General features: G+C 64.8%; 19 protein-coding genes. All 19 read left to right on the top strand.

Annotation, left to right across the window (positions count from 1 at the left end):
• Nucleotides 1–2 precede the first annotated feature (2 nt).
• The 19 genes from flgJ (at nt 3) to fliN (ending at nt 20,876) form a co-directional block, all read left to right on the top strand.
• A complete protein-coding gene (gene flgJ, locus ABIC75_RS07210; protein WP_354013175.1) occupies nt 3–989 on the top strand; it encodes a flagellar assembly peptidoglycan hydrolase FlgJ in 987 nt (328 codons plus the stop codon).
• 18 nt (nt 990–1,007) lie between these two features.
• Complete coding sequence (gene flgK / locus ABIC75_RS07205; RefSeq protein ID WP_354013174.1) at nt 1,008–2,882, top strand: flagellar hook-associated protein FlgK; 1,875 nt, start codon at nt 1,008–1,010, stop codon at nt 2,880–2,882.
• Nucleotides 2,883–2,885: 3 nt separating this feature from the next.
• Nucleotides 2,886–4,118, top strand: coding sequence for a flagellar hook-associated protein FlgL (gene flgL / locus ABIC75_RS07200; protein ID WP_354013173.1), 1,233 nt, complete (start codon nt 2,886–2,888; stop codon nt 4,116–4,118).
• A 287-nt stretch (nt 4,119–4,405) separates the two neighbouring features.
• Nucleotides 4,406–5,833 carry a flagellin gene (locus ABIC75_RS07195; protein ID WP_354013172.1) on the top strand — a complete coding sequence of 476 codons (1,428 nt, stop codon included), beginning with the start codon at nt 4,406–4,408 and terminating at the stop codon, nt 5,831–5,833.
• 194 nt (nt 5,834–6,027) lie between these two features.
• Nucleotides 6,028–7,527 carry a flagellar filament capping protein FliD gene (gene fliD, locus ABIC75_RS07190; protein ID WP_354013171.1) on the top strand — a complete coding sequence of 500 codons (1,500 nt, stop codon included), beginning with the start codon at nt 6,028–6,030 and terminating at the stop codon, nt 7,525–7,527.
• Nucleotides 7,528–7,543: 16 nt separating this feature from the next.
• Nucleotides 7,544–7,975, top strand: a complete 432-nt coding sequence (gene fliS, locus ABIC75_RS07185; RefSeq protein WP_354013170.1) for a flagellar export chaperone FliS — start codon at nt 7,544–7,546, stop codon at nt 7,973–7,975.
• A gap of 2 nt (nt 7,976–7,977) precedes the next feature.
• Nucleotides 7,978–8,271, top strand: a complete 294-nt coding sequence (locus ABIC75_RS07180) for a flagellar protein FliT (protein ID WP_354013169.1) — start codon at nt 7,978–7,980, stop codon at nt 8,269–8,271.
• Nucleotides 8,272–8,348: 77 nt separating this feature from the next.
• On the top strand, nt 8,349–8,906 hold the full coding sequence (locus tag ABIC75_RS07175; protein ID WP_354013168.1) for a PilZ domain-containing protein: 558 nt from the start codon (nt 8,349–8,351) through the stop codon (nt 8,904–8,906).
• A gap of 360 nt (nt 8,907–9,266) precedes the next feature.
• The gene (locus ABIC75_RS07170) at nt 9,267–10,688 is read left to right on the top strand and encodes a sigma-54 dependent transcriptional regulator (protein WP_354013167.1); all 1,422 of its coding nucleotides are present in this window, start codon (nt 9,267–9,269) and stop codon (nt 10,686–10,688) included.
• 205 nt (nt 10,689–10,893) lie between these two features.
• A complete protein-coding gene (fliE, locus tag ABIC75_RS07165; protein WP_354013166.1) occupies nt 10,894–11,217 on the top strand; it encodes a flagellar hook-basal body complex protein FliE in 324 nt (107 codons plus the stop codon).
• A gap of 27 nt (nt 11,218–11,244) precedes the next feature.
• Nucleotides 11,245–12,948 (top strand): flagellar basal-body MS-ring/collar protein FliF, encoded by a 1,704-nt coding sequence (fliF, locus tag ABIC75_RS07160; RefSeq protein ID WP_354013165.1) that lies wholly within the window; start codon nt 11,245–11,247, stop codon nt 12,946–12,948.
• A gap of 129 nt (nt 12,949–13,077) precedes the next feature.
• Nucleotides 13,078–14,073, top strand: coding sequence for a flagellar motor switch protein FliG (fliG, locus tag ABIC75_RS07155; protein ID WP_354013717.1), 996 nt, complete (start codon nt 13,078–13,080; stop codon nt 14,071–14,073).
• Nucleotides 14,070–14,717: a flagellar assembly protein FliH gene (locus ABIC75_RS07150; RefSeq protein WP_354013164.1), complete on the top strand. Its 648-nt coding sequence runs from the start codon at nt 14,070–14,072 to the stop codon at nt 14,715–14,717. Before fliG ends, ABIC75_RS07150 begins: the two co-directional genes overlap by 4 nt.
• A complete protein-coding gene (fliI, locus tag ABIC75_RS07145; RefSeq protein WP_354013163.1) occupies nt 14,714–16,078 on the top strand; it encodes a flagellar protein export ATPase FliI in 1,365 nt (454 codons plus the stop codon). Before ABIC75_RS07150 ends, fliI begins: the two co-directional genes overlap by 4 nt.
• A complete protein-coding gene (gene fliJ / locus ABIC75_RS07140; RefSeq protein ID WP_354013162.1) occupies nt 16,075–16,509 on the top strand; it encodes a flagellar export protein FliJ in 435 nt (144 codons plus the stop codon). The genes fliI and fliJ overlap by 4 nt, the downstream gene beginning before the upstream one ends.
• Before the next feature lie 34 nt (nt 16,510–16,543).
• Entirely contained in the window at nt 16,544–17,746 is a 1,203-nt protein-coding gene (locus tag ABIC75_RS07135) for a flagellar hook-length control protein FliK (protein WP_354013161.1), read from the top strand.
• Nucleotides 17,747–19,010: 1,264 nt separating this feature from the next.
• Nucleotides 19,011–19,508, top strand: coding sequence for a flagellar basal body-associated FliL family protein (locus ABIC75_RS07130; RefSeq protein WP_354013160.1), 498 nt, complete (start codon nt 19,011–19,013; stop codon nt 19,506–19,508).
• Between the two features lie 13 nt (nt 19,509–19,521).
• The gene (gene fliM, locus ABIC75_RS07125) at nt 19,522–20,538 is read left to right on the top strand and encodes a flagellar motor switch protein FliM (protein WP_354013159.1); all 1,017 of its coding nucleotides are present in this window, start codon (nt 19,522–19,524) and stop codon (nt 20,536–20,538) included.
• On the top strand, nt 20,535–20,876 hold the full coding sequence (fliN, locus tag ABIC75_RS07120; protein WP_436407890.1) for a flagellar motor switch protein FliN: 342 nt from the start codon (nt 20,535–20,537) through the stop codon (nt 20,874–20,876). Before fliM ends, fliN begins: the two co-directional genes overlap by 4 nt.
• Nucleotides 20,877–20,880: the final 4 nt, after the last annotated feature.

Genomic DNA, 20,880 nt, shown 5'->3' with positions numbered 1-20,880 from the left:
TGATGGCGATTTCGGGCGACGCTGCCAGCAGCCTCAATACCTGGACCGACCTGTCCGGGTTCGCGGCGTTGCGCCAGACCGCGCAGAGCGACGCCAAGGCCGCGTTGCCCGCGGTGGCCAAGCAGTTCGAGTCGATCTTCACGCAGATGATGCTCAAGTCGATGCGCGACGCGAGCAGCGGCGACGGTCTGTTCGACAGCGACGCCGGCAACCAGTGGCGCGACATGTTCGATCAGCAGTTGTCGGTGCAGCTCTCGCAAGGCGGCAACGGCATCGGCATCGCGCAGATGCTGGTGCGTCAGCTCGGTGGTGCGCTCGGTGGCAAGGGCGATGGCGCCTCAGGCGATGCGGGCGCCAGCAAGTCCGCTGGCGCGGCGAGCCTGGACGACAGCTGGCAGAAACGCCTGAGCGATGTCGCCGGCAGTGCACGGCAAGTGGGCGAGAAGGTGCTCAAGCTGTTGCCCACCGATGCGGAAGACTTCGTGCGACAGCTCGCGCCGTACGCGCAGAAGGCCGCGGAAAAGCTCGGCGTGTCGGTACGCGCCGTGCTTGCGCAGGCCGCGCTGGAAACACAGTGGGGCCAGCACCTGCCCACGCATTCCAACGGCAACACCAGCAACAACCTGTTCGGCATGAAGGCCGGGCAGAGCTGGGGCGGCGAGAAGGTGAGCGTACCCACGCTGGAATTCGAAGGCGGCGTGGCGGTGCATCGTCGCGCGCAATTCCGTTCTTACGACAACCCGGGCGAGTCGTTCGACGACTACGCCCAGTTGATTGCCGACAACCCGCGCTACGCCAAGGCGCTCAACCACGGCGAGGACGTGGTGGGCTTCGCCAGGGGATTGGTCAACGGCGGTTACGCCACCGATCCCTCGTATGCGCAAAAAATCGTGGCGATCGCCAACAGTCCCCAGATGCGTGACGCACTGCACGCCATCGGGCAGGGCGCCCTCAAGAAAGTGGCCGCCTCGCCGAATCCCTCTGAGTAATTTGCCCCGGAATGACACATGTCTAACCTCCTCAGCATTGGTGCCTCAGGGCTTAGCGCCGCGCAGACGGCGCTGTCCACCGTCGGCAACAACATCAGCAACGTCAACACGACGGGCTACAGCCGCCAGACGGTGGTGCAGACCGAGGCCATTTCGCAATCCGCCGGCAACTACACCATCGGCAGCGGCGTCGATGTGCAGTCCGTGCAGCGTGCGTATAGCGACTTCCTCACCTCGGCACTGTGGACGGCGACCTCGAGCACGTCGCGCGCCACCGCGTACAACAGCCTGGCCACCACGCTCAACAGTTCGCTGTCGGCCAGCGGCAACCTGCAGAGTGCGCTGGACAGTTTCTACGGCTCCTTCAGTACCGTGGCGAATACACCCGGCGTGGCATCGAGCCGCCAGTCGGCGCTCGGCAGCGCGAGCCAGGCGGTCACCGTGTTCAACACGCTGGGCCAGCAGTTCGCCGCACAGCAAAGCCAGGTGAATGCGCAGATCAAGACCACGGTGGACAGCATCAACAACGTGTCGTCGAACCTTGCCGACGTCAACGCGAAGATCCACGCCGCCGGCAACAACGTTCCCAACGACTTGCTCGACCAGCGCGACAACCTGGTGCAGACGCTGTCGGGCTACGTGGGCATTTCGGCGTACACCGAGAGCGACGGCACCATCAGCGTGTACGCATCGAGCGGACAGGCGCTGGTGAGCGGCGACAAGTCGTTCGCCATGCAGACCGGCAACAACCAGTACGACCCCTCGCGCACGGAAGTGCTGGACAACACCGGCACCGTGGTCAGCGGCAAGCTGAGCGGCGGCACGCTGGGCGCCTTGCTCGATTACCGCGGCAACGTGCTGGACAACGTGCAGAACCAGCTCGGCCAGGCAGCGGTGGCGCTGTCCACCAGCGTGAACGAGCAGCAGTCCAAGGGCCTGGATCTCTACGGCAAGCAGGGCGGCCCGATGTTCAGCGTGCCGACGCCGAACGTGTTGCCGAGCAATCTCAACAAGGGCACGGGCGCCGTGTCGGCGAGCATCACCGACGTCTCCCAGCTCACCAGCTCGGACTACGTATTGAGCTACGACGGCAGCAACTGGAACCTGGCCACCACCGCGGGCCAGGCCGTGCCGATGACGGCCAATCCGGACGGCACGTATTCCGCCAACGGTCTGACGTTCTCGCTTTCGGGTACGGCGCAGGCGGGCGACAGTTTCCAGATCCAGCCCACGCGCCAGGCCTCGACGGGTCTGGCGCTCACCATGACCGATCCGAACAACATCGCGGCGGCTGCGGCGTTGAACGCAACGGCGGCCAAGGCCAACACCGGCAATGGCGCCATCGGTTCGGTGACGGTGGACGATCCCACCAATGCGGCGCTGCTCAACGGCGCCACCGTCAGTTTTCCGTCGGCCAGCAGCTATCAGGTCACGGACAGCACAGGCAACGTGCTGGCCAGCGGCAGCTACGCGCCGGGCCAGACCATCAGCGCGAACGGCTGGAGCGTGACGCCTTCGGGCACGCCTGCCGCCAACGACAGCTTCGCCATTGGCGCCAATACCAATGGCCTCAATGACACCAGCAATGCGCTGGCTCTGGCGGGGCTCGCCGACAAGGGCGTGCTGGCCGGTGGCACGCAGTCGGTGATCGACTCCTACGGCACGCTCACCACCACCATCGGCACGGTGGGCAGCCAGGCTTCGAGCAACCTCACCACGCAGACCAGCCTGTTCAACCAGGCGATGTCCGCACAGCAGAGCGTGTCCGGCGTGAACCTCGATGAAGAGGCCGCCAACATGGTGCGCTATCAGCAGGCATACCAGGCTTCGGCGCAGGTGATTTCCACCGCGCAGACCATTTTCAGCAGCCTGATCACGGCGATGCAGGGATAACCAATGATGCGTCTCTCAACGAGCTGGATGTACCAGCAGTCGCTCAACACCATGATCAGCCAGCAGAGTGCGCTGGCCGCGACCCAGAACCAGGTCGACACGGGCAACCGCATCAACGTGGCGTCCGACGATCCGGCCGGCGCCGGCCAGGTGGTGAGCCTCAATCACGTGCTTGCGTCGAACGCGCAGTATTCCAGCACCATCGATTCGGCGACCACGCGACTCAACACCGAGGCGAGCACGCTCACCTCGGTGAACAGCGCGCTCGACAGCGCCCGCACGCTGGCACTGCAGGCGGTGAACGGCACGCTGTCCAGCAGCGACCGCAACAGTCTCGCCAGCCAGCTCACCCAGATTCGCGACCAGCTCATGCAGCTGGCCAACACCACCGACAGCAACGGCAATGCGCTGTTCGCCGGCACCAGCACCACCAAGACGCCGTTCCAGGTGGGCGTGAACGGCGCCGTGAGCTACAGCGGCAACGATGCGCAGCAGCGTTCGTCGGTGGGTTCGGGCCTGCAGGTGCCGACCAGCGATCCGGGCTCGGGACTGTTCATGAACATTCCCGCGGGCAACGGTACGTTTGAAGCGAGTGCGGGCAGCGCCAACACCGGCACGCTGGTAGTGGGCAGCAACAGCGTTACCGATCTTTCCGCGTGGAACAGCACATCGGCGGCAAGCGGTGGTGGTTACACCATCACCTTCGCCGCAGGCGGTGCATGGACGGCCACCGATGCGAACGGCAACGCGGTGCTCGACAGCAGCGGCAATCCCGTCGGCGGCACGTACACGGATGGCGGTTCGATCAGCTTCAACGGCATGACCATCGCCATGAGCGGCACGCCTGCCGCGGGCGACTCGGTGTCGGTGGCCACGGGCGGCCAGCAGGACGTCTTCAGCACGTTGAACAACATGATCAGCGCGCTGCAGAACGGCGGCACCACCGACACGCAGCTCACCAACGTGATGAGCCGCCAGATCGAATCCATCGACCAGACGCAATCCGCCATCAGCTCCGTGCAGGTGTCCATCGGTGGTCGGCTCGACACGCTGCAACAGCAGCAGGGCGCGTACCAGGATCTCAGCGTGACCTACAAGAGCGCGCTGTCCGATGTGCAGGGCGCGGATGCCTATACGGCCATCAGCAATCTGTCGCTGCAGCAGACGGCATTGCAGGCATCGCAGCAGATGTTTGCGCAGGTGAAGTCGATGAGCCTGTTCAACTATCTGAAGTAATCGCAGGTTCGTGCGTGCATCGCATCGACGCCGCGCGCACGAGCACGAAGCACTCGCAGGAACGAGAGGAGGTCTACGCGGTACAGGTTGGCGTAATCGAGCGGCACGACGTCGGGGCAACAAGGCCTTATCCAGTGCGCTCCATCACGAATTGGCACGAAAGTCGGCTCAAGTAATCGCAAGACGAGCCGAAAAGTTCACTGAGGCGGATGGCATCCCACGCGGAACCTGGCCGCCGGCACGAACAAAGCCAATCCAACCGGTCACCGGTTACGTAGGAGAAATTCATGTCTCTCGTTATCAACACCAACATCTCGTCGCTGAACGCGCAGAACAACCTGACCAAGTCGCAGAGCGCGCTCTCGACCGCCACGCAGCGTCTGTCGTCGGGCCTGAAGATCAACAGCGCCGCCGACAACGCCGCCGGCTTCGCCATCTCGCAGCGCTACACCACGCAGATCGGCGGCCTCGGCCAGGCCAGCGCCAACGCATCGGACGCCATCAACCTGGCGCAGACCGCCGGCTCCGCGCTGGACCAGGTCACCGCCAACCTGCAGGCGATCCGCGATCTGGCCGTGCAGTCGGCCAACGGTACCTACACCGATTCCGACCGCGCCTCGATCGACCAGGAAGTGCAGCAGCGCCTGGCTGAAATCACCCGTATCGCCAACCAGACCACGTTCAACGGTTCGAACGTGCTCGACGGTTCGATGAAGACGAAGAGCTTCCAGATCGGTGCCGACGTCGGCCAGACGATTTCGGTGAGCCTGGGCACCAGCGTGAAGTCGAGCGCCATGGGCCAGGTCGCCGAAGTGAACTCGGGCGACATCAGTGCAGCCTTCAAGGGCTACACGCTCGCCGCTGGCGCGCTGACCGTCTCCACCGACGGTGGCACCACCAACGTCTCCGTCGCTGCCGGCACGTACCACAGCGCGGGCGACCTGGCTTCCGCCATCAACACGGCTGCCGGCTCCACCGTGGCATCGGTCGATGCCACCACCGGCGAACTGAAGATCAACAACGGCGGTGCCGCTGCACTGACCTTTGGTGGTGCAGCTGCCACCACGCTCGGCCTGCCGGCGTCGACCGCCGCTGCCGGCACCGGTGCCTCGACCGGCGTCGTGGCCGCCACGGGCGACCTGTCGAAGGAAGGCCTGACCATCAATGGCACGGCCATCGACCTGAGCAGCGCCAAGAGTCTGCAGGACGTGTCCGACGCCATCAACGCGGCCGGCATCACGGGCGTTAGCGCTGCGGTGAACGGTGCGGGCAACGGCATCAACTTCTACTCGGCCGGTGCGCTGACGGTTGGCGACACCAAGGGTCAGATCGTCGGCGCGTCCGCTACGGACGCGAACGCCGGCGCCACGTACACCCAGGGCACCACGGCCGCCACCGGCGGTTCGCTGGCCACGGGTAGCGTGGGCACGGTGGATTCGGCCAACGACCTGATCTCGCGCGTCGACGTCGCCCTGAAGACGGTCAGCGATTTCGCTGCCCAGCTGGGTGCGGTGCAGAACCGCTTCCAGTCGACCATCTCCACGGTGGCCGCTCAGACCACCAACCTGCAGGCTTCGCAGTCGACCATCCAGGACGCGGATTTCGCGGCCGAGACGGCCAACCTCAGCAAGGCGCAGGTGCTTCAGCAGGCGGGTATCTCGGTGTTGGCCCAGGCCAACTCCAACCCGCAGCAGGTTCTCAAGCTGTTGCAGTAACGGACGCAGGCCCGGATGCGACTCCTCCCGAGTCGCATCCACCGCGGCCGGATCTACCACCAGGCGGGTTGCATTCGCAGCCCGCCCGGTGTTTCGGGAGCTTCCGGCAAAGCCCTCATGCGTGAGGTTTTTGCCGGAGGCTCGAACTTTTCCGCCGAGGCGGAACAACTTCGGGAAACGGACAAGGCAGTGCGATGACCACCACCAGCAGCACCAGCGGTAGCAGCCTCAGCTCGCTGCTCAACGCGCTCAACTCGGCAACTGGCGGTTCGAGCAGCTCGAGCAGCTCGTCCTCCAGCTCCAGCAGTTCGTCATCCAGCGGTGGCAGTGGCACCTTGAGCGCCGCGGGTCTTGGCTCGGGCCTCGACGTCAACTCCATCGTCACGGCGCTGGTGAACGCGCGCAAGGCGGCGTCGCAGCAGCAGATCACCACGCGCACCAACCAGACGAACAACCTGCTCAACGGCCTGTCGTCGTTGAACTCGGCGCTGGGCGGCATCCAGACCGCACTGGCCACGCTCACGTCCGCCAGCACCTTCAGCAGCTACAACGCCACGCTGACCCCGCAGGGCAGCAGTAGCAGCATCGGCACCGCGACGACGATGCCGAGCGCGCACGCCGGCACCTACACCATTGCGGTGAGCCAGCTTGCCACGGCGCAGAAGCGCGCGAGCGACGCGGTGGCCTCGGGCACGCCGGTGGGCGCGGGCACGCTCAACATCACGGTGGGCTCCACCACGATGAACCTGGCGGTGTCGGCCACCGACACGCTGTCGACCATCGCCACCGCGATCAACAATTCCACCTCGAACCCCGGCGTCACGGCCACCATCGTCAACGGCACGAATGGTCAGCAGCTGATGCTGAGCTCGAGCAAGACGGGCGTGGCCAACGCGTTCACCATCAGCGCCAACGCCACCAGCAGCAGCGGGCTCACCAGCCTCGCCAACACGCTGAACACGCCAGGCGCGAACGAAGCGCAGGACGCCAAGCTCACGCTGGACGGCATCGCCGTCACCAGTCCCACCAACACCGTCACCGGCATGATGGACGGTGTCACGCTCAACCTCACCGGCACCGGCACTAACACGCTGACCGTGGCGCAGGACAACACCGCCGCCACCAACGCGATCCAGGGACTGGTCAGCGCGTACAACAGCTACGTCAGCACCGTTTCCTCGCTGTCCAGCTTCGACCAGACCTCGGGCACGGCGGGCGTGCTGCTGGGCGATACCACGCTCACCTCGGTGCAGCGCGGCATCTCGTCGGTGCTGAGTGGTGCGGTAAAGGGCAACAGCCTCGGCACGCTGACCAACATCGGCATCACGCGCAACGCGGACGGCACGCTGGCGCTGGACACGGACAAGCTCGCTTCCGCGTTCCAGAGCAACCCGTCGGCGGTGAAGGACCTGCTGGTCGGCACCAACGGTTACGCGACGAACCTCAACACCACCATCAACGCGTACACGCAGACCGGCGGCATCATCGGCACGCGGATGGACAGCCTGAACAACACGCTGACCCAGCTGGGCCAGCAGCAGACGGCGCTGGACAGCCGCATGGCGACCTACCAGAACCAGCTGCAGCAGCAGTACACCGCGCTCGATACGCTGATGTCCTCGCTCAACAACACCAGCACCTATCTCACCACGGCGCTTGCGCAGCTCAACGGTTCCAACAACTCGAAGAACTGAACGCGGGGAAGCGACCATGACCTACGGCTACATGCGCAACGCCAGTGCGCTCTATCAGGACACCAGCGCGCGCGGCAGCGTGGAAGGCGCCGACCGTCACCAGCTCACCAGCATGCTGTTCGACGGCGCGATCGATCGCATCAACCAGGCACGCGGCGCGATCCGTCGCGGCGACGTGCCCGCCAAGGGCATGCACTTCAGTCGCGCGCACGCCATCATCAGCGAGTTGCGCGGCAGCCTCGACCACGCGCAGGGCGGCCCGCTGGCAAGCCGCCTCGATGCGCTTTACGACTACGTGAGCCGCCGGCTCCTGCACGCGCAGCTCAACAACGACGAGCGCGCCATCGACGAAGTGGTGGATCTGCTCACGCCGGTGCGCGACGGCTGGCGCCAGATCCGCGACCAGTTCCTGGCCACCCAGGGCGCCAAGCCCACCGCGGTGGCCTGAGCATGGCCGGGATCACGCACGCCGATCTGCTGGACCTCAGCGAACGCATGCTCGCCGCCGCCCGCGTGGGCGATTGGGATGCCGTGGCGGAACTGGAAGCCGATCGAGGCCTCCACATCAGCACGCTGCCGACGACCGATCCGGAAGCACTGCCGCTGCTCAAGACCTTGCTGGCCCATACGGAGGAAGTCCGTGAGCTGGCTCGTCAACAGCGTGAACGCCTTGGTGAAGATCTTGGGCAACACCAGCATCGCCATCGCGCACTCAGCGCCTATCTTCACGCCGGCTTCGAATAACCCGGTGACACCTGGCCGGGAGCGCGCATAATCCCTCGCGGCCGTGACATGGTGCGGCCCAGCGCAACGAGGGACCCATGCAAGACGCTTCCTGGCAGGAATTTTCAGAGCGAGTCACCTACGACGACGGCCTTCACGCCAGTTGCGTGGCGCTGCCCGAGGGCTTGGGCGAACTGCAGCGTGCCGCCATGCGCGATCGCAATCTCAGCGTGCTTGGCACGCTTGCCGTCTTCAACGAGCGTCGCAGCGAAGCGATGGACGAAGAAAGTCCGCTAGCCCAGGACATGCAGCGCCTGGACAGCAAGCTCAACGTCATGATGGCCATGCTCGACCAGCTGCTTCAGCGCGATGCCCAATTGCCGCCGCGCATTCGTGTCAGCTTCAACGCGCTTGGCGCGTTATTGCCGCTGTCGTTGTGGCCCGTCGGCCAGGAGCACGCTTTGGTGCGACTGCATTTCGACGGATGCCTGGCATTGCCGCTGGAACTCACGGCACGCCGCGTGGAAGAACGTGATGCAGATCACGTTTTCGTTTCGTTCGAATCGATGGACGAGGCGACATGTGACGCGATTGAGCGACTCGTGTTCCGCCATCACCGACGTAAAGTGGCAGAGCGCCGTTCGAACGTCTCATAGCGCGCGGACTGGGTTCACAATCGTAATGTGATCGCTATCACGCTACGGAAAGCCGACACGAAAGTTCTTTGACGCACATCTCGAAAGGGTGTCGTACAGGGTCACCTTCCCGAGCATTTCGACTCGGGATTTTTTTTGAGCGAATTCAGTGATCTGTGGCGCACGGCTGCGGCGCTTTTTGGCAACGTTTACATGAGGTGACGCTCACCGGCAGGCGTGCGTGCCAGCGTCGCGTCGAAAAGTTGTGATCGGCTGGCCTTCTTCTTGCTCATTCCCTCTCGCGGACAGCGACGGATTGTCGTCACGCGGCAGGTGCAATCCAGGGGGACACCAATGAAGCAGCACGCACGAGAGCATCACATGGGCAAGTTCGACGTACTGGTGATCGAATCCGATCACCGCAGGGCGGAGTCAGTCGTTTCGGCGCTGGAGTTTCTCGGCTATCGGCCGCAACGCGGCGAAGAATGCGAAGCGGTGGACGAGGCGACGCACGCATGGCGTGCCGTGTATGTGGGCAATGTGTGGGACGACGCCGAAGCCGAGCGGCAGTTTGCTCGACTGGGCACGGCCTCGAATCAGGCGATGGTGTTGATGGCCGCCGATTCGCAGTGGCTTCCTCGCCTGGGCAACGACAGTGCAGCGACCACGAGCCGCGTGGGCATCATCGAATTCCCGCTGCGCTATGACCAACTGTCAGAGACCTTGCGTGGACCGCAGGCCCAGGCAGCGCGTCGCCCCGAACTGAAGCTCGTTGGCAGCTCCGGCCCGATGGGGCGCGTCAATGCACTGGTTCGCCAGGTGGCACCGTTCGATTCGAGCGTGCTGGTGCTGGGTGAATCGGGCACCGGCAAGGAAATGGTCGCGCGCAGCATCCACGAATGTTCCTCGCGTCGCGACAAGCCGTTCGTGGCCATCAACTGCGGCGCGATTCCGGCCGAGTTGCTGGAAAGCGAACTGTTCGGCCATGAAAAGGGCGCATTCACCGGCGCCATCAGCACCCGCAAGGGTCGCTTCGAACTGGCCGAAGGCGGCACGCTGTTCCTGGACGAAATCGGCGACATGAGCCTGCCGATGCAGGTGAAGCTGTTGCGCGTGCTGCAGGAGCGCGTGTTCGAACGCGTGGGCAGCAACCGTACGCAGCGCTGCGACGTGCGCATCATCGCCGCCACGCACCGCAACCTTGAAGAGGCCATCAACAACGGCCAGTTCCGTGAAGACCTCTATTACCGCCTGAGCGTGTTCCCGCTGGAAATGCCCGCGTTGCGCGAGCACCTGGACGATCTGCCGGAGCTGGTGGCCGAGTTCAACCAGCGCCTGTCGCGTCGCGGCCTGGGTGGCGTGCGCTTCAGCGCCGGCGCAATGAACGCGCTGCACAACTATGCATGGCCGGGCAACGTGCGCGAGCTGTACAACCTGGTCGAGCGTCTTTCCATTCTCTATCCGCACAGCGAAGTGCGCGTGAGCGACCTGCCGGAAAAATATCGCGGCCAGCAGATCGTGGAAGAAGTGCGCGGCGCGGCGCTGTTGTCGCTGATGACCGGGCACTCCACCGTACTGCCCGAGCCGATGGCCGTGGTTTCCACCGACTCGCTGGTGATGCTGCCCGAAGGTGGCCTGGATCTTAAGGATCACCTGGCCGACATCGAGGTGGGTCTCATCCGTCAAGCGCTTGACGTTACCGGTGGCGTGGTCGCGCATGCGGCGAAGCTGCTGCGCATGCAGCGCACGACCTTGGTGGAAAAGCTGCGCAAGTACGGCTTGCAACCCAGCCTGCAGGCGTAAGAGCAGGAGTGAGTTGAGAGGAGTGGGACGTGAGAGGGGCGCAGCTTGCCTTTCCCGCGCGACGCACGCCTCTTCACTCACGTCTCAAAAGCGGAACTGCGTCACGCTTTGTCTCACTACTCGATCCTCCCCACTCACATCTCGCCTCATGGCACACGTCGTGCAGTAACACCCCCGATAACTCTTCACGCGTTGGAATTCCGTCATGAGTCAGATCGACGTCAACAACCTGCTGTCGCAGATGCGCCAGCTCTCGCTTCAGACGAAGCCGGCCGAGCAATCGTTCACGGCGGCCGCGCCAGGGCAGACGGATTTCTCCAGCTTGCTCAAGAAATCCATTTCCTCGGTGGCCGATGCGCAGATGGATGCCGGCAACCAGGCGGCGAGCTTCGAACGTGGCGATGAAGGCGCGGACCTCGGCCGCACCATGGTGGCCATCAACAAGGCCGACCTTTCCTTGAACACGTTGACCCAGGTGAGGAACAAGCTGGTCGACGCGTACAACAACATCATGAACATGCCGGTCTGACCGGTTCTTTGAAGAAGAAGAGTCTTCATGGCCGATAACGCCCTCGCGACCACCGACGAAAAACCCGGTTCTCGCCTGGACCTCAAGCAGCTTGCGCGCACGCCGGCAACACGTCAGTTGTTGCTCTTGGTGGGCGTCGCCGCGGCTGTTGCTCTTGGTGTTGCCGTGGTGCTGTGGTCACGCGGCCCCAACTACGGCCTGCTTTACGCCGGTCTCGAACAGAAGGATGCCGCCGCGGTCACGCAGGCGCTGCAGGCGTCCAATACGCCGTACACGCTGGGTGCCGATGGCAATTCCATCATGGTGCCTGCGTCCGATCTGGCGGCCATCCGCCTGAAACTTGCATCGCAAGGCTTGCCCCAAGGAAGCGCGGCCACCACCACGGCGCCGGGCGCTGATTCGCCGTTCGGCATGAGCGATCTGGCCGAGCGCACGCGCTACCAGCAGATGCTGGAAACCGATCTTGGCAGCACCATCGCCGGCCTGCAGTCGGTGCGCGCGGCGCGCGTGCATCTGGCGTTGCCCAAGCCGTCGGCCTTCATTCGCGACAACAAGGAAGCGAGCGCCTCGGTGCTCGTCACGCTGTATCCGGGCCGTCAGCTCGATGCGAGCCAGGTGGCGGCGATCGTGCACCTGGTGGCGTCGAGCGTGCCCAGCCTCGATCCCAAGCAGGTGTCGGTGGTCGATCAGGCGGGCCAGCTGCTCACCACCACCGATCCGGGCAGTGCAAGCGCCATCGGCGACACGCGTCTGCGCCTGGCCACGCGCATCGAGAACACCTACGCGCAACGCATCGAAGAACTGCTGACGCCGCTGGTCGGTCCGGGCAAGGTGCGCGCGCAGGTGTATGCGGATCTGGATTTCAGCGAAACCGAAAAAGCCACCGAGACGTTCGATCACGAACATCCCGCGTTGCGCAGCGAACAGACCAATAGCGAGCAACACACCGGCGAAGCGAACGACGCGTCGATTCCCGGTGCGCTGAGCAACCAGCCGCCGAACACGGTGGCCCAACCTACCGCCGCCAAACCTGCGGCAGGCAAGGGCGCTGCGGGCAAGACGGCCGCGACGGCGCAAAGCAGCGGCCCGAGCGCAAGCACGAGCAGCGCCACGCGCAACTACGAACTCGATCGCACCATCAGCCACGTCAGCGATCCGGCGGGCCGCCTTGCGCGACTCACCGTGGCGGTGGTGGTGGACAACAAGAGCGTGACGGGCGACAAGGGCGGCACCAAGAGCGTGCCGTTCACGCCGCAGGAACTGGAACACCTCACCACGCTCGCGCGCAACGCCGTCGGTTACAACGAAGCGCGCGGCGACAGCGTCAGCGTGATCAACCAGCCGTTCCACCAGGACCCCGGCACCGACGTGGCCGCACCGGCGCAACCGTTCTGGGAACGCCCGGGCATGCTCGACCTGATCAAGCAGGCGGCAGGCATCGTGGTGGCGTTGCTGGTGGCGTTCGGCCTGCTGCGTCCGTTGCTGCGCGGTTTGTCACGCGGTCCGTCGTCCAGCCGCGAGCTTGCGCTGGCCGACGTGACGTCGATGAACACGCCGACCCTCTCGGTACGCGTGGACGACAAGGACGATACCGACGACGTGCTCAAGCTCGGCGTACCGCCGCAGCTCGCGTACGAACAGCGCATCGGCATCGCGCGCCGCATGGTGGGCGAGAACCCCAAGCAGGTGGCGCAGGTGGTGAAGAGTTGGGTGGGCGAAGATGGCGGCTGATCGCATGCTCGCTCCGAGCCCTTTCCGTCAGCATCGATTGCTGACCACGCATCGATATCGCGCGCTTGCACGCGCGGCACAACCGACCACGGCTAGCGGGCGGACCGAATCATGAAGGCAGAAACACCCATCGGCGGCGCGCAGCGCGCGGCCATCCTGCTGCTCACGCTGGGCGAGCAGGACGCGGCCGAGGTGCTCAAGCATCTCAGCGCACGCGACGTGCAGGCGGTCGGCTCGGCCATGGCCGGGCTCACCAACGTCACGCGCGAACAAGTGGAAATGGTGCTTGGCCGTCTCAACGAAGACATGGGCCGCCACACCTCGCTGGGCGTGGGCACCGAGGAATACATCCGCAAGATCCTGGTCAACGCACTGGGCGAGAACAAGGCCGGCGGCCTTATCGACCGCATCCTGCTCGGCCGTACCAGCAAGGGCCTGGAATCGCTCAAGTGGATGGAGAGCCGCGCCATCGCCGAAATGATCGGCCAGGAACATCCGCAGATCATCGCGCTGGTGCTGGCGCATCTCGAACCGGACCAGGCCGCCGAAGTGATCGGCTACCTGCCGCCGCGCGTGCGCAGCGATGCGGTGATGCGCATTGCCACGCTCGACGGCGTGCAACCGCATGCACTGAACGAACTCGACGAAATCATGGAGCGCCAGTTCACCGGCGGCAACACCAAGAAACTCAAGTCCGCCAGCGTGGGCGGCCTGAAGGCGGCAGCCAACATCCTCAACGCGATGGAAACCAGTCGCGAGAACGAATTGATGGCGGCCATCCGCACGCACGACTCGGGCCTCAGCGGCCGCATCGAAGAACTGATGTTCGTGTTCGAAGACCTGGGCGACCTGGACGACCGCAGCATGCAGACGCTGCTGCGCGAAGTGCCCACCGCCCGCCTGGTCACCGCGCTCAAGGGCGCCGAGCCGGGCGTGCGCGAAAAGATCTTCGCCAACATGTCCAAGCGCGCGGCCGACATGCTGCGTGACGACCTGGAAGTGTCCGGCCCCGTGCGCCTCAGCGAAGTCGATTCGGCGCAGAAGGAAGTGCTCGCCATCGCGCGCAAGCTGGCCGATTCCGGTGCCATCAATCTCTCCGGCACGGGTGACGAGCTGGTCGCATGAATGCCGTCATGAACCGCGACAAGCTGCCCGCCTTCGAACGCTGGCTTCTGCCCGAGATGGGCGAACCGGTGGCCGCCGAGCCGACGCCGGAACCGGCGCAGCAGCCGACGGTGCGCGATCTCGAAGCGATCGAGCAGCAGGCGCGCGAAGAAGGTTATGCGGCCGGCCACGCGCAGGGTATGGCGGAAGCGCGCGAGGTGTTGCAGGCACGCATGCAACGCCTTGATGCCTTGCTCGAATCCGCCGCGCGTCCGCTGCGCAGCATGGACGAACTGGTCGAACTCGAACTCACGCGCCTGGCCATGACGGTGGCGCGCCAGGTGCTCGCGCATGAGCTGCGCACCGCGCCCGATCTGGTGGTGGAAGCCGTGCGCCAGGCGGCGCTCGCGCTGCCGTCGGCCAGCGGCAACCTGCGCGTGCGCCTGCATCCTGAGGATCTTGCGCTGCTCCGCTCATTGGACATGGTCGAATCGCACTGGCAGCTGATGCCCGACAGCAGCCTGCAGCGCGGCGACTGCATGCTGGAAAGCGAACGCTCGCGCCTCGATGCACGCGTGGAAACCCGGCTTGCCGCCGTAGTGGATGCGGTGCTCGGCGCCGAAGCCGAAGAAACCGACGAAGACGCTGACGAGGTGCGTGGATGAACGCGCAGCCGAGCCCTTCGCGCACCGCGTTGTGGCAGGAACGGCTGGCGCGTCGTCGCCAGCGTGCCATCGGCGCACGCACGCTCACCGTGGAAGGCCGCCTGCGTCGCGTGGTGGGCCTCACGCTGGAAGCGGAAGGTTGCGAGGCGCCGTTGGGCGCGCGTTGCCTGGTCACCACGGCCGATGGCAGCGAACTGGATACCGAAGTGGTCGGTTTCGCCGACGAACGCCTCCTGCTGATGCCGGTGACGGAAATGCACGGTGTATTGCCGAATGCGCGCGTGCGCCCTTGCGCGCACACCAGCGGCCTGCCGGTGGGCATGGCCTTGCTCGGTCGCGTGATCGGCGCCGATGGCGTGCCGCTCGATGGCCTCGGTCCGCTCGATGTGGACGAGCACGCGCTGCTCAAGAACGAACCGATCAACCCGATGGCGCGCAAGCCCATCGACACGCCGCTGGACACCGGCGTGCGCGCCATCAACTCGCTGCTCACCGTGGGTCGTGGCCAGCGCCTGGGCCTGTTCGCTGGTTCGGGCGTGGGCAAGTCGACGCTGCTGGGCATGATGACGCGCTACACCGACGCCGACGTGGTGGTGGTGGGCCTGATCGGCGAGCGCGGCCGCGAAGTGAAGGAATTCGTGGAGCACACGCTGGGCGTCGAAGGTCGCGCGCGCGCCGTGATCGTCGCCGCGCCGGCCGATGCGCCGCCGCTCAAGCGATTGCGCGGCGCGCAGTACGCCACCGCGATTGCCGAGTGGTTCCGCGACCGCGGCCAGCGCGTGCTGTTGCTGATGGATTCGATCACGCGCTATGCGCAGGCGCAGCGAGAGATCGCGCTCGCCATCGGCGAGCCGCCGGCCACCAAGGGTTATCCGCCGTCGGTGTTTGCCATGCTCCCCGCGCTGGTGGAGCGCGCCGGCAACGATGCCGAAGGGCGTGGTTCCATCACCGCGTTCTACACGGTGCTGACCGAGGGCGATGACTATCGCCACGATCCCATCGCCGATGCCTCGCGCGCCATTCTCGACGGTCATATCGTGCTGTCGCGCGACCTGGCCGAAGCGGGTCACTATCCGGCCATCGACATCGAAGCATCGATCAGCCGCGTGATGCCGGCCGTGGTGAAGCGCGAGCATCTGCGTTCCGCCCAGCGTTTTCGCCAGGTGTATTCGGCCTATCGCCAGCAGCGCGACCTGATTGCCGTGGGCGCGTATCAAAAAGGTTCGGACCCGCAGGTGGATCACGCCATTGCCATGTGGCCAAAGCTGCGCGACTTCCTGCAGCAGGAAGTGGATGCGCCCACCACACTCGCCGACGCGATTGGCGGCCTTGAAGCGCTCACCGCCGGAGGTACGCCGTGACATCCCGCGCCAACCGCCTGCAACCCGCTGCCGACCTCGCGCACGATCGCCAGGAAGCGGCCATGCAGCGCCTGGCCGAGCAACAGCAGAAGCTCGCCAAGGCCGAACACCAGTTGGAAGAACTGCGGAAATACCGCGCCGAATATGCCGATGCGCAGGGCGGCGTGAGCGTGAGCGCCTTGCTCAACCGTCGCCAGTTCGTCGAACGCATCGACCAGGTGATTGCGCAACAGGTCAACGAAGTGGCACGCCAGCGCCGGCTTCTCGATGGCGTACGCAACCAGTGGCGCGAAGCACACGCCCGCGAACAGGCACTGGGAAGCGTGATCGACCGCTATCGCGAGCAGGAACGAAAGAGCGAGGACCGTCGCGAACAGGCCGAGATCGACGAGCGCATGCAGCATCGGCGTCCGTCCAGGGGCTTCTCGTGACGACATCCATGAACGCATTGCAGGAGATCAACCCATGACGCCGTCCATTGCCCCGGTGGTGAACGTGGCGCCGCCGACGAATTCGTCCGCGAACGACGCGACGAATCCTTCGTCCACCGATCCCAACAACCATTTCAGCAAGCCGTTGCAGCAGGCACACCAGCAGCTGGCGCGGCAAACGGAACCGTCGCGTCCGGCGCAGGGAAGGCCTGCGGCATCGAAGGACGCACCGTCTGACTCGTCAGCGTCGGCGTCTTCATCGACGGGCAAGCAGGATCACAAGGACGACGACAAGTCCGACACTGCCACGCCCGACGTCGCTGCAGCGATGCTCGCCCTGCTGGGACAGAGCGTGCCGGCTTCCGCGGCCGCCAGCGCGGTGCCCGCCGCTGCGGATGGCGACGATGCAACCGACGCGGTGACGGCAGCTGCCACCTCCAACGTGACCTCGGCCAACGTTGCCTTGCTGGGCGCAGCGCAGGTTGCCACGCAGGCAGTGGGGCAGGCGAAGGCTGGCAACGCAGGCGATTTCACCAAGGCCATGGATGGCGTCAAGGACAAGAGCCTTTCCATGCTTGGAGAGGATGCCAATGACGGCGATGAGACCGTCGACACGACGGCTTCCGATGCCACGCAGGGCGCGAAGGGCGATGCATTCACCACGGCGCTGCAGGCTTTGGCAACGCCATCAGCTCAGAGCGATCACAGCGATTCGCTGGAGGCGCTGAAGAATCTCGCCGCCCAGGCCATGTCGCAGCAACCGCAGGCGCCCTCCGGCGCCATCACCGCACCGGCCCCGCATGCACTCACCATGCAGTCCAGCGTGGGATCGCCGGCGTTCGGGCAGGAGCTGAGCCAGCAGGTGACGTGGCTTGGCGGCCAGGACGTGAAAGAAGCGCGCATCCGCCTGCACCCCGAAGACCTCGGCGAACTCGATGTGAAGGTCAGCGTGAAACAGGACCACGTGGACGTGGCCTTCATCGCACAGCACCCGCAGGCTGTGCATGCGGTGCAGCAGACACTGAGCCAGCTCGACTCGATGCTCGCTCACCATGGCTTGTCGTTGGGTCAGGCGATGGTGGGGCAGGGGAATACAGGGCAGGGTTCGGGGCAGGCGGGTTCGCCTGGTAGTTCTTCGTCGGGTAGTGAGAGTGGGTTGGCGGAGGGTGTGGGTGAGTTGGCTTCGATCGCGGCGCCGGTGGTGAAGGCGGTGGGATTGGTGGATATGTTTGCCTAGTTTTTTCTCGCTCTCGCTTGTGAAGGGAGTGTGGGCAATGATCTTGCGTCGTCGGTGAAGATCGTCGGGCTTTTTAGCTCGTCATTCCTGCGAAGGCAGGAGGCGCTTTTCAACAGCCGAATGGCTGGTCATCCAGTGACTTTGCGTCTGGTTTTCGCGTGGTCGCGATCTGGCTCGCCTGCCGCGGGCTTCCGACCTCCTGCCGGAGGCCGGGTCACTTTCTCTTGCTTGCCCAAGAGAAAGTAACCAAAGAGAAAGGCACCCCGGATGACGCGCCTTCCGTCCTTTGGACGGAAGGTACGCGGTCGGGTTACGGGGTTTTTCGACAGGACATCCATGTCCTGTCGAAAAACTGGCCGCATCCATGCGGCCACCCTACGGGCTTTCCTCCACCCGCCCGCCGCTGTCATACGGGGACCCCGAAGAGCCAAGAGCCAAGAGCCAAGAGCCAAGAGCCAAGAGCAAAGAGCCAAGAGCAAAGAGCAAAGAGCAAAGCGCGAAGTAGGGATGCTTTCGCGAGCACCCGCCCCCTCTCCCCAACCCTCTCCCGCAAGGGGAGAGGGAGAAGTGCGATGCATCGCGGATCAACTTAAAAAGCGAAGCCAAAGCAAAGGCCGATGCGAAGCGAGGCTCCGCCTTAAGTCCTCTGCGATTCGGGCGCGTTGCGCGGTGCTACGGAGTGCCCGCTGTGGAGCCTCCCATGGGTGTCCCGCCACAACCATCCTCAAGCGTTCGGGCTTATCCCAGCACGATGCTGCGAGCCTTTGCTCTGAAGGCCATTTTCTTTGGGTTACTTTTCTTTTGGGCCAGCAAAAGAAAAGTGACTCGAGCGGCGGCAGCCGATCGAAACGCCCGCCGCGTAGGCGGCCTGATCGCGGTAGCGCCGCATAAGAGCGAGCAACGGACTCGCGATAACCAAGCGCAAAGTCACTGGATGACCAGCCTTCGGCTGTTGAAAAGCGCCTCCTGCCTTCGCAGGAATGACGAGCGAAAGATCAGGCTCACGTCCACGGCTCCCCTAGAGGCCCAGGACAACTCGCCAAGAAACACCCACACCCCCCGCGACAACCTTCCGACAACCGCCACCACCCCGTCGCGCCCAATCCCCGACACGCGTCAAGAAAGCGCCGCGTTTCCGTCGCGACACCTCGCAAACCCAAGCACACCAACGCATCCCGTCGATGGCATGCCGTTTGCAACCAATGGGCATGTGCCGCCCGTGGCGGGTGGCCGACGACCAGACACTGATAGGGATCGAGTTCGCATGGCTCAGAACGAGCAAGCAGAAAGCACGGCAGCGGCGCCGAAGAAGGGATCGAACAAGGTCGTGATGATCATGGGCGTGGCCTTGCTCGCCATGGCCGGCGTGACGGGCTATCTGGTGATGGGCGCGCGTGCGCATGGCGGCGAGGGAGCGGACGAGCCGAAGGTGGTGCTATCCAAGCAGGAGCAGTACCTCACGATGGATCCGCCGTTCGTGGTCAATTTCAAGGACGACCAGTCCATGCGCTTCCTGCAGGTGGGCGTGAGCCTGATGTCGCACGATGCGGCCGCACTGGCCGCCGCGAAGGAAGCCGATCCGGTGATCCGCAACGCGCTGGTCATGCTGTTCAGCAGCCAGGACTACTCCATCCTCAGCGACGCCGCCGGCAAGCAGAAGCTGCAGGCGCAGGCGTTGGACGCCGTGCGCAAGATCCTCGAGAAGCGCCTGGGTCGCCCGGGCGTGGAAGCGCTGTACTTCACCAGCTTCGTGATGCAGTGACGGGAACGCAGCGATGAGCGACCTGCTTTCACAGGAAGAAATCGACGCCCTGCTCGACGGCGTGGAAGGCGGCGCCGTCGAAACGGGCAATGACGAACCGTTGCCGCCCGATGCGGTGATCTCGTACGACTTCACCCAGCAGGACCGCATCGTGCGCGGCCGCCTGCCCACGCTGGAAATGGTCAACGACCGTTTTGCGCGCTTCTTCCGCACGGCGGTGTTCGGCGTGCTGCGCAAGACCTGCGAAGTGTCGGTGCTCGGCGTGAAGATGATGAAGTTCGCCGAGTATGTGCACGCGCTGGCGGTGCCGAGCAACCTGAACCTGGTGCGCATCAAGCCGCTGCGCGGCACCGCGCTGGTAGTGATGGAGCCGCGCCTGGTGTTCACCGTGATCGACAATTTCTTCGGTGGCGACGGCCGTTTCCACGCGCGCATCGAAGGCCGCGATTTCACGCCCACCGAGAACCGCGTCATCCAGATCATGCTCACCGAGCTGTTCGCCTCGATGGTGGAAGCGTGGGCACCGGTGTTGCCGCTGAACTTCGAATACCTCAATTCCGAAATCAATCCGCAGTTCGCCAACATCGTGAGCCCCACCGAGACGGTGGTGGTGTCGAAGTTCCATATCGAACTCGACGGCGGTGGCGGCGAAGTGCACCTGACCTTGCCGTACGCGATGGTCGAGCCGATCCGCACGCTGCTCGATGCGGGCGTGCAGAGCGATCGCGTGGATCGCGATCATCGCTGGGCCGAAACGCTGCAGGACGAAGTGCTGGACGCGGAAGTGGAGCTGAGCTCGCTGCTGCTGGAAACGCGCCTGAGCATTGGCGAATTCCTGCGTCTTCGTCCCGGCGACGTACTGCCGATCCAATTGCCCGAATTCAGCACCGTCTTCGCCGAAGACGTGCCCGTGTTCCGCGGCCGCTATGGCCAGAACAACGGCCGCAACGCCGTGCGCTTCCATGCCCCGACCGGCCGGCGCGAGATTCGCCTGTCGACCGAAACCACCCTGGAGATTGACCTCGCATGACCACGCCCAATGACGCCGCCAGCGCTACCCAGCGCGTGGAGTTCGACCAGCTCAGCGCCCCGATGGGCGAGGGCGCCGAAGTCAATCTCGACATGATCCTCGACGTACCGGTCACGCTTGCCATGGAAGTGGGCCGTACGCGCATCAGCATCCGCAACCTGCTGCAGCTCAACCAGGGTTCCGTGGTGGAACTCGACCGCTCCGCCGGCGAACCGCTGGACGTGTTCGTCAACGGCACGCTGGTGGCGCATGGCGAAGTGGTGGTGATCAACGATCGCTTCGGTATCCGTCTCACCGACGTGATCAGCCCGGCCGAACGCGTGCGCAAGCTGCGGTGAGTTC

Source organism: Dyella japonica (genome assembly GCF_040545895.1).
Lineage (GTDB): Bacteria > Pseudomonadota > Gammaproteobacteria > Xanthomonadales > Rhodanobacteraceae > Dyella > Dyella japonica_D.
The sequence above is the reverse complement of the archived record's forward strand: the minus strand, read 5'-3'. Positions and strand labels throughout refer to the sequence as shown.

Excerpts from the sequence above, each read along its gene's own strand:
- flgJ (WP_354013175.1), top strand. The coding sequence starts at position 3 with ATGGCGATTTCGGGCGACGCTGCCAGCAGCCTCAATACCTGGACCGAC.
- flgK (WP_354013174.1), top strand. The coding sequence starts at position 1,008 with ATGTCTAACCTCCTCAGCATTGGTGCCTCAGGGCTTAGCGCCGCGCAG.
- flgL (WP_354013173.1), top strand. The coding sequence starts at position 2,886 with ATGATGCGTCTCTCAACGAGCTGGATGTACCAGCAGTCGCTCAACACC.
- ABIC75_RS07195 (WP_354013172.1), top strand. The coding sequence starts at position 4,406 with ATGTCTCTCGTTATCAACACCAACATCTCGTCGCTGAACGCGCAGAAC.
- fliD (WP_354013171.1), top strand. The coding sequence starts at position 6,028 with ATGACCACCACCAGCAGCACCAGCGGTAGCAGCCTCAGCTCGCTGCTC.
- fliS (WP_354013170.1), top strand. The coding sequence starts at position 7,544 with ATGACCTACGGCTACATGCGCAACGCCAGTGCGCTCTATCAGGACACC.
- ABIC75_RS07180 (WP_354013169.1), top strand. The coding sequence starts at position 7,978 with ATGGCCGGGATCACGCACGCCGATCTGCTGGACCTCAGCGAACGCATG.
- ABIC75_RS07175 (WP_354013168.1), top strand. The coding sequence starts at position 8,349 with ATGCAAGACGCTTCCTGGCAGGAATTTTCAGAGCGAGTCACCTACGAC.
- ABIC75_RS07170 (WP_354013167.1), top strand. The coding sequence starts at position 9,267 with ATGGGCAAGTTCGACGTACTGGTGATCGAATCCGATCACCGCAGGGCG.
- fliE (WP_354013166.1), top strand. The coding sequence starts at position 10,894 with ATGAGTCAGATCGACGTCAACAACCTGCTGTCGCAGATGCGCCAGCTC.
- fliF (WP_354013165.1), top strand. The coding sequence starts at position 11,245 with ATGGCCGATAACGCCCTCGCGACCACCGACGAAAAACCCGGTTCTCGC.
- ABIC75_RS07150 (WP_354013164.1), top strand. The coding sequence starts at position 14,070 with ATGAATGCCGTCATGAACCGCGACAAGCTGCCCGCCTTCGAACGCTGG.
- fliI (WP_354013163.1), top strand. The coding sequence starts at position 14,714 with ATGAACGCGCAGCCGAGCCCTTCGCGCACCGCGTTGTGGCAGGAACGG.
- ABIC75_RS07135 (WP_354013161.1), top strand. The coding sequence starts at position 16,544 with ATGACGCCGTCCATTGCCCCGGTGGTGAACGTGGCGCCGCCGACGAAT.
- ABIC75_RS07130 (WP_354013160.1), top strand. The coding sequence starts at position 19,011 with ATGGCTCAGAACGAGCAAGCAGAAAGCACGGCAGCGGCGCCGAAGAAG.
- fliM (WP_354013159.1), top strand. The coding sequence starts at position 19,522 with ATGAGCGACCTGCTTTCACAGGAAGAAATCGACGCCCTGCTCGACGGC.
- fliN (WP_436407890.1), top strand. The coding sequence starts at position 20,535 with ATGACCACGCCCAATGACGCCGCCAGCGCTACCCAGCGCGTGGAGTTC.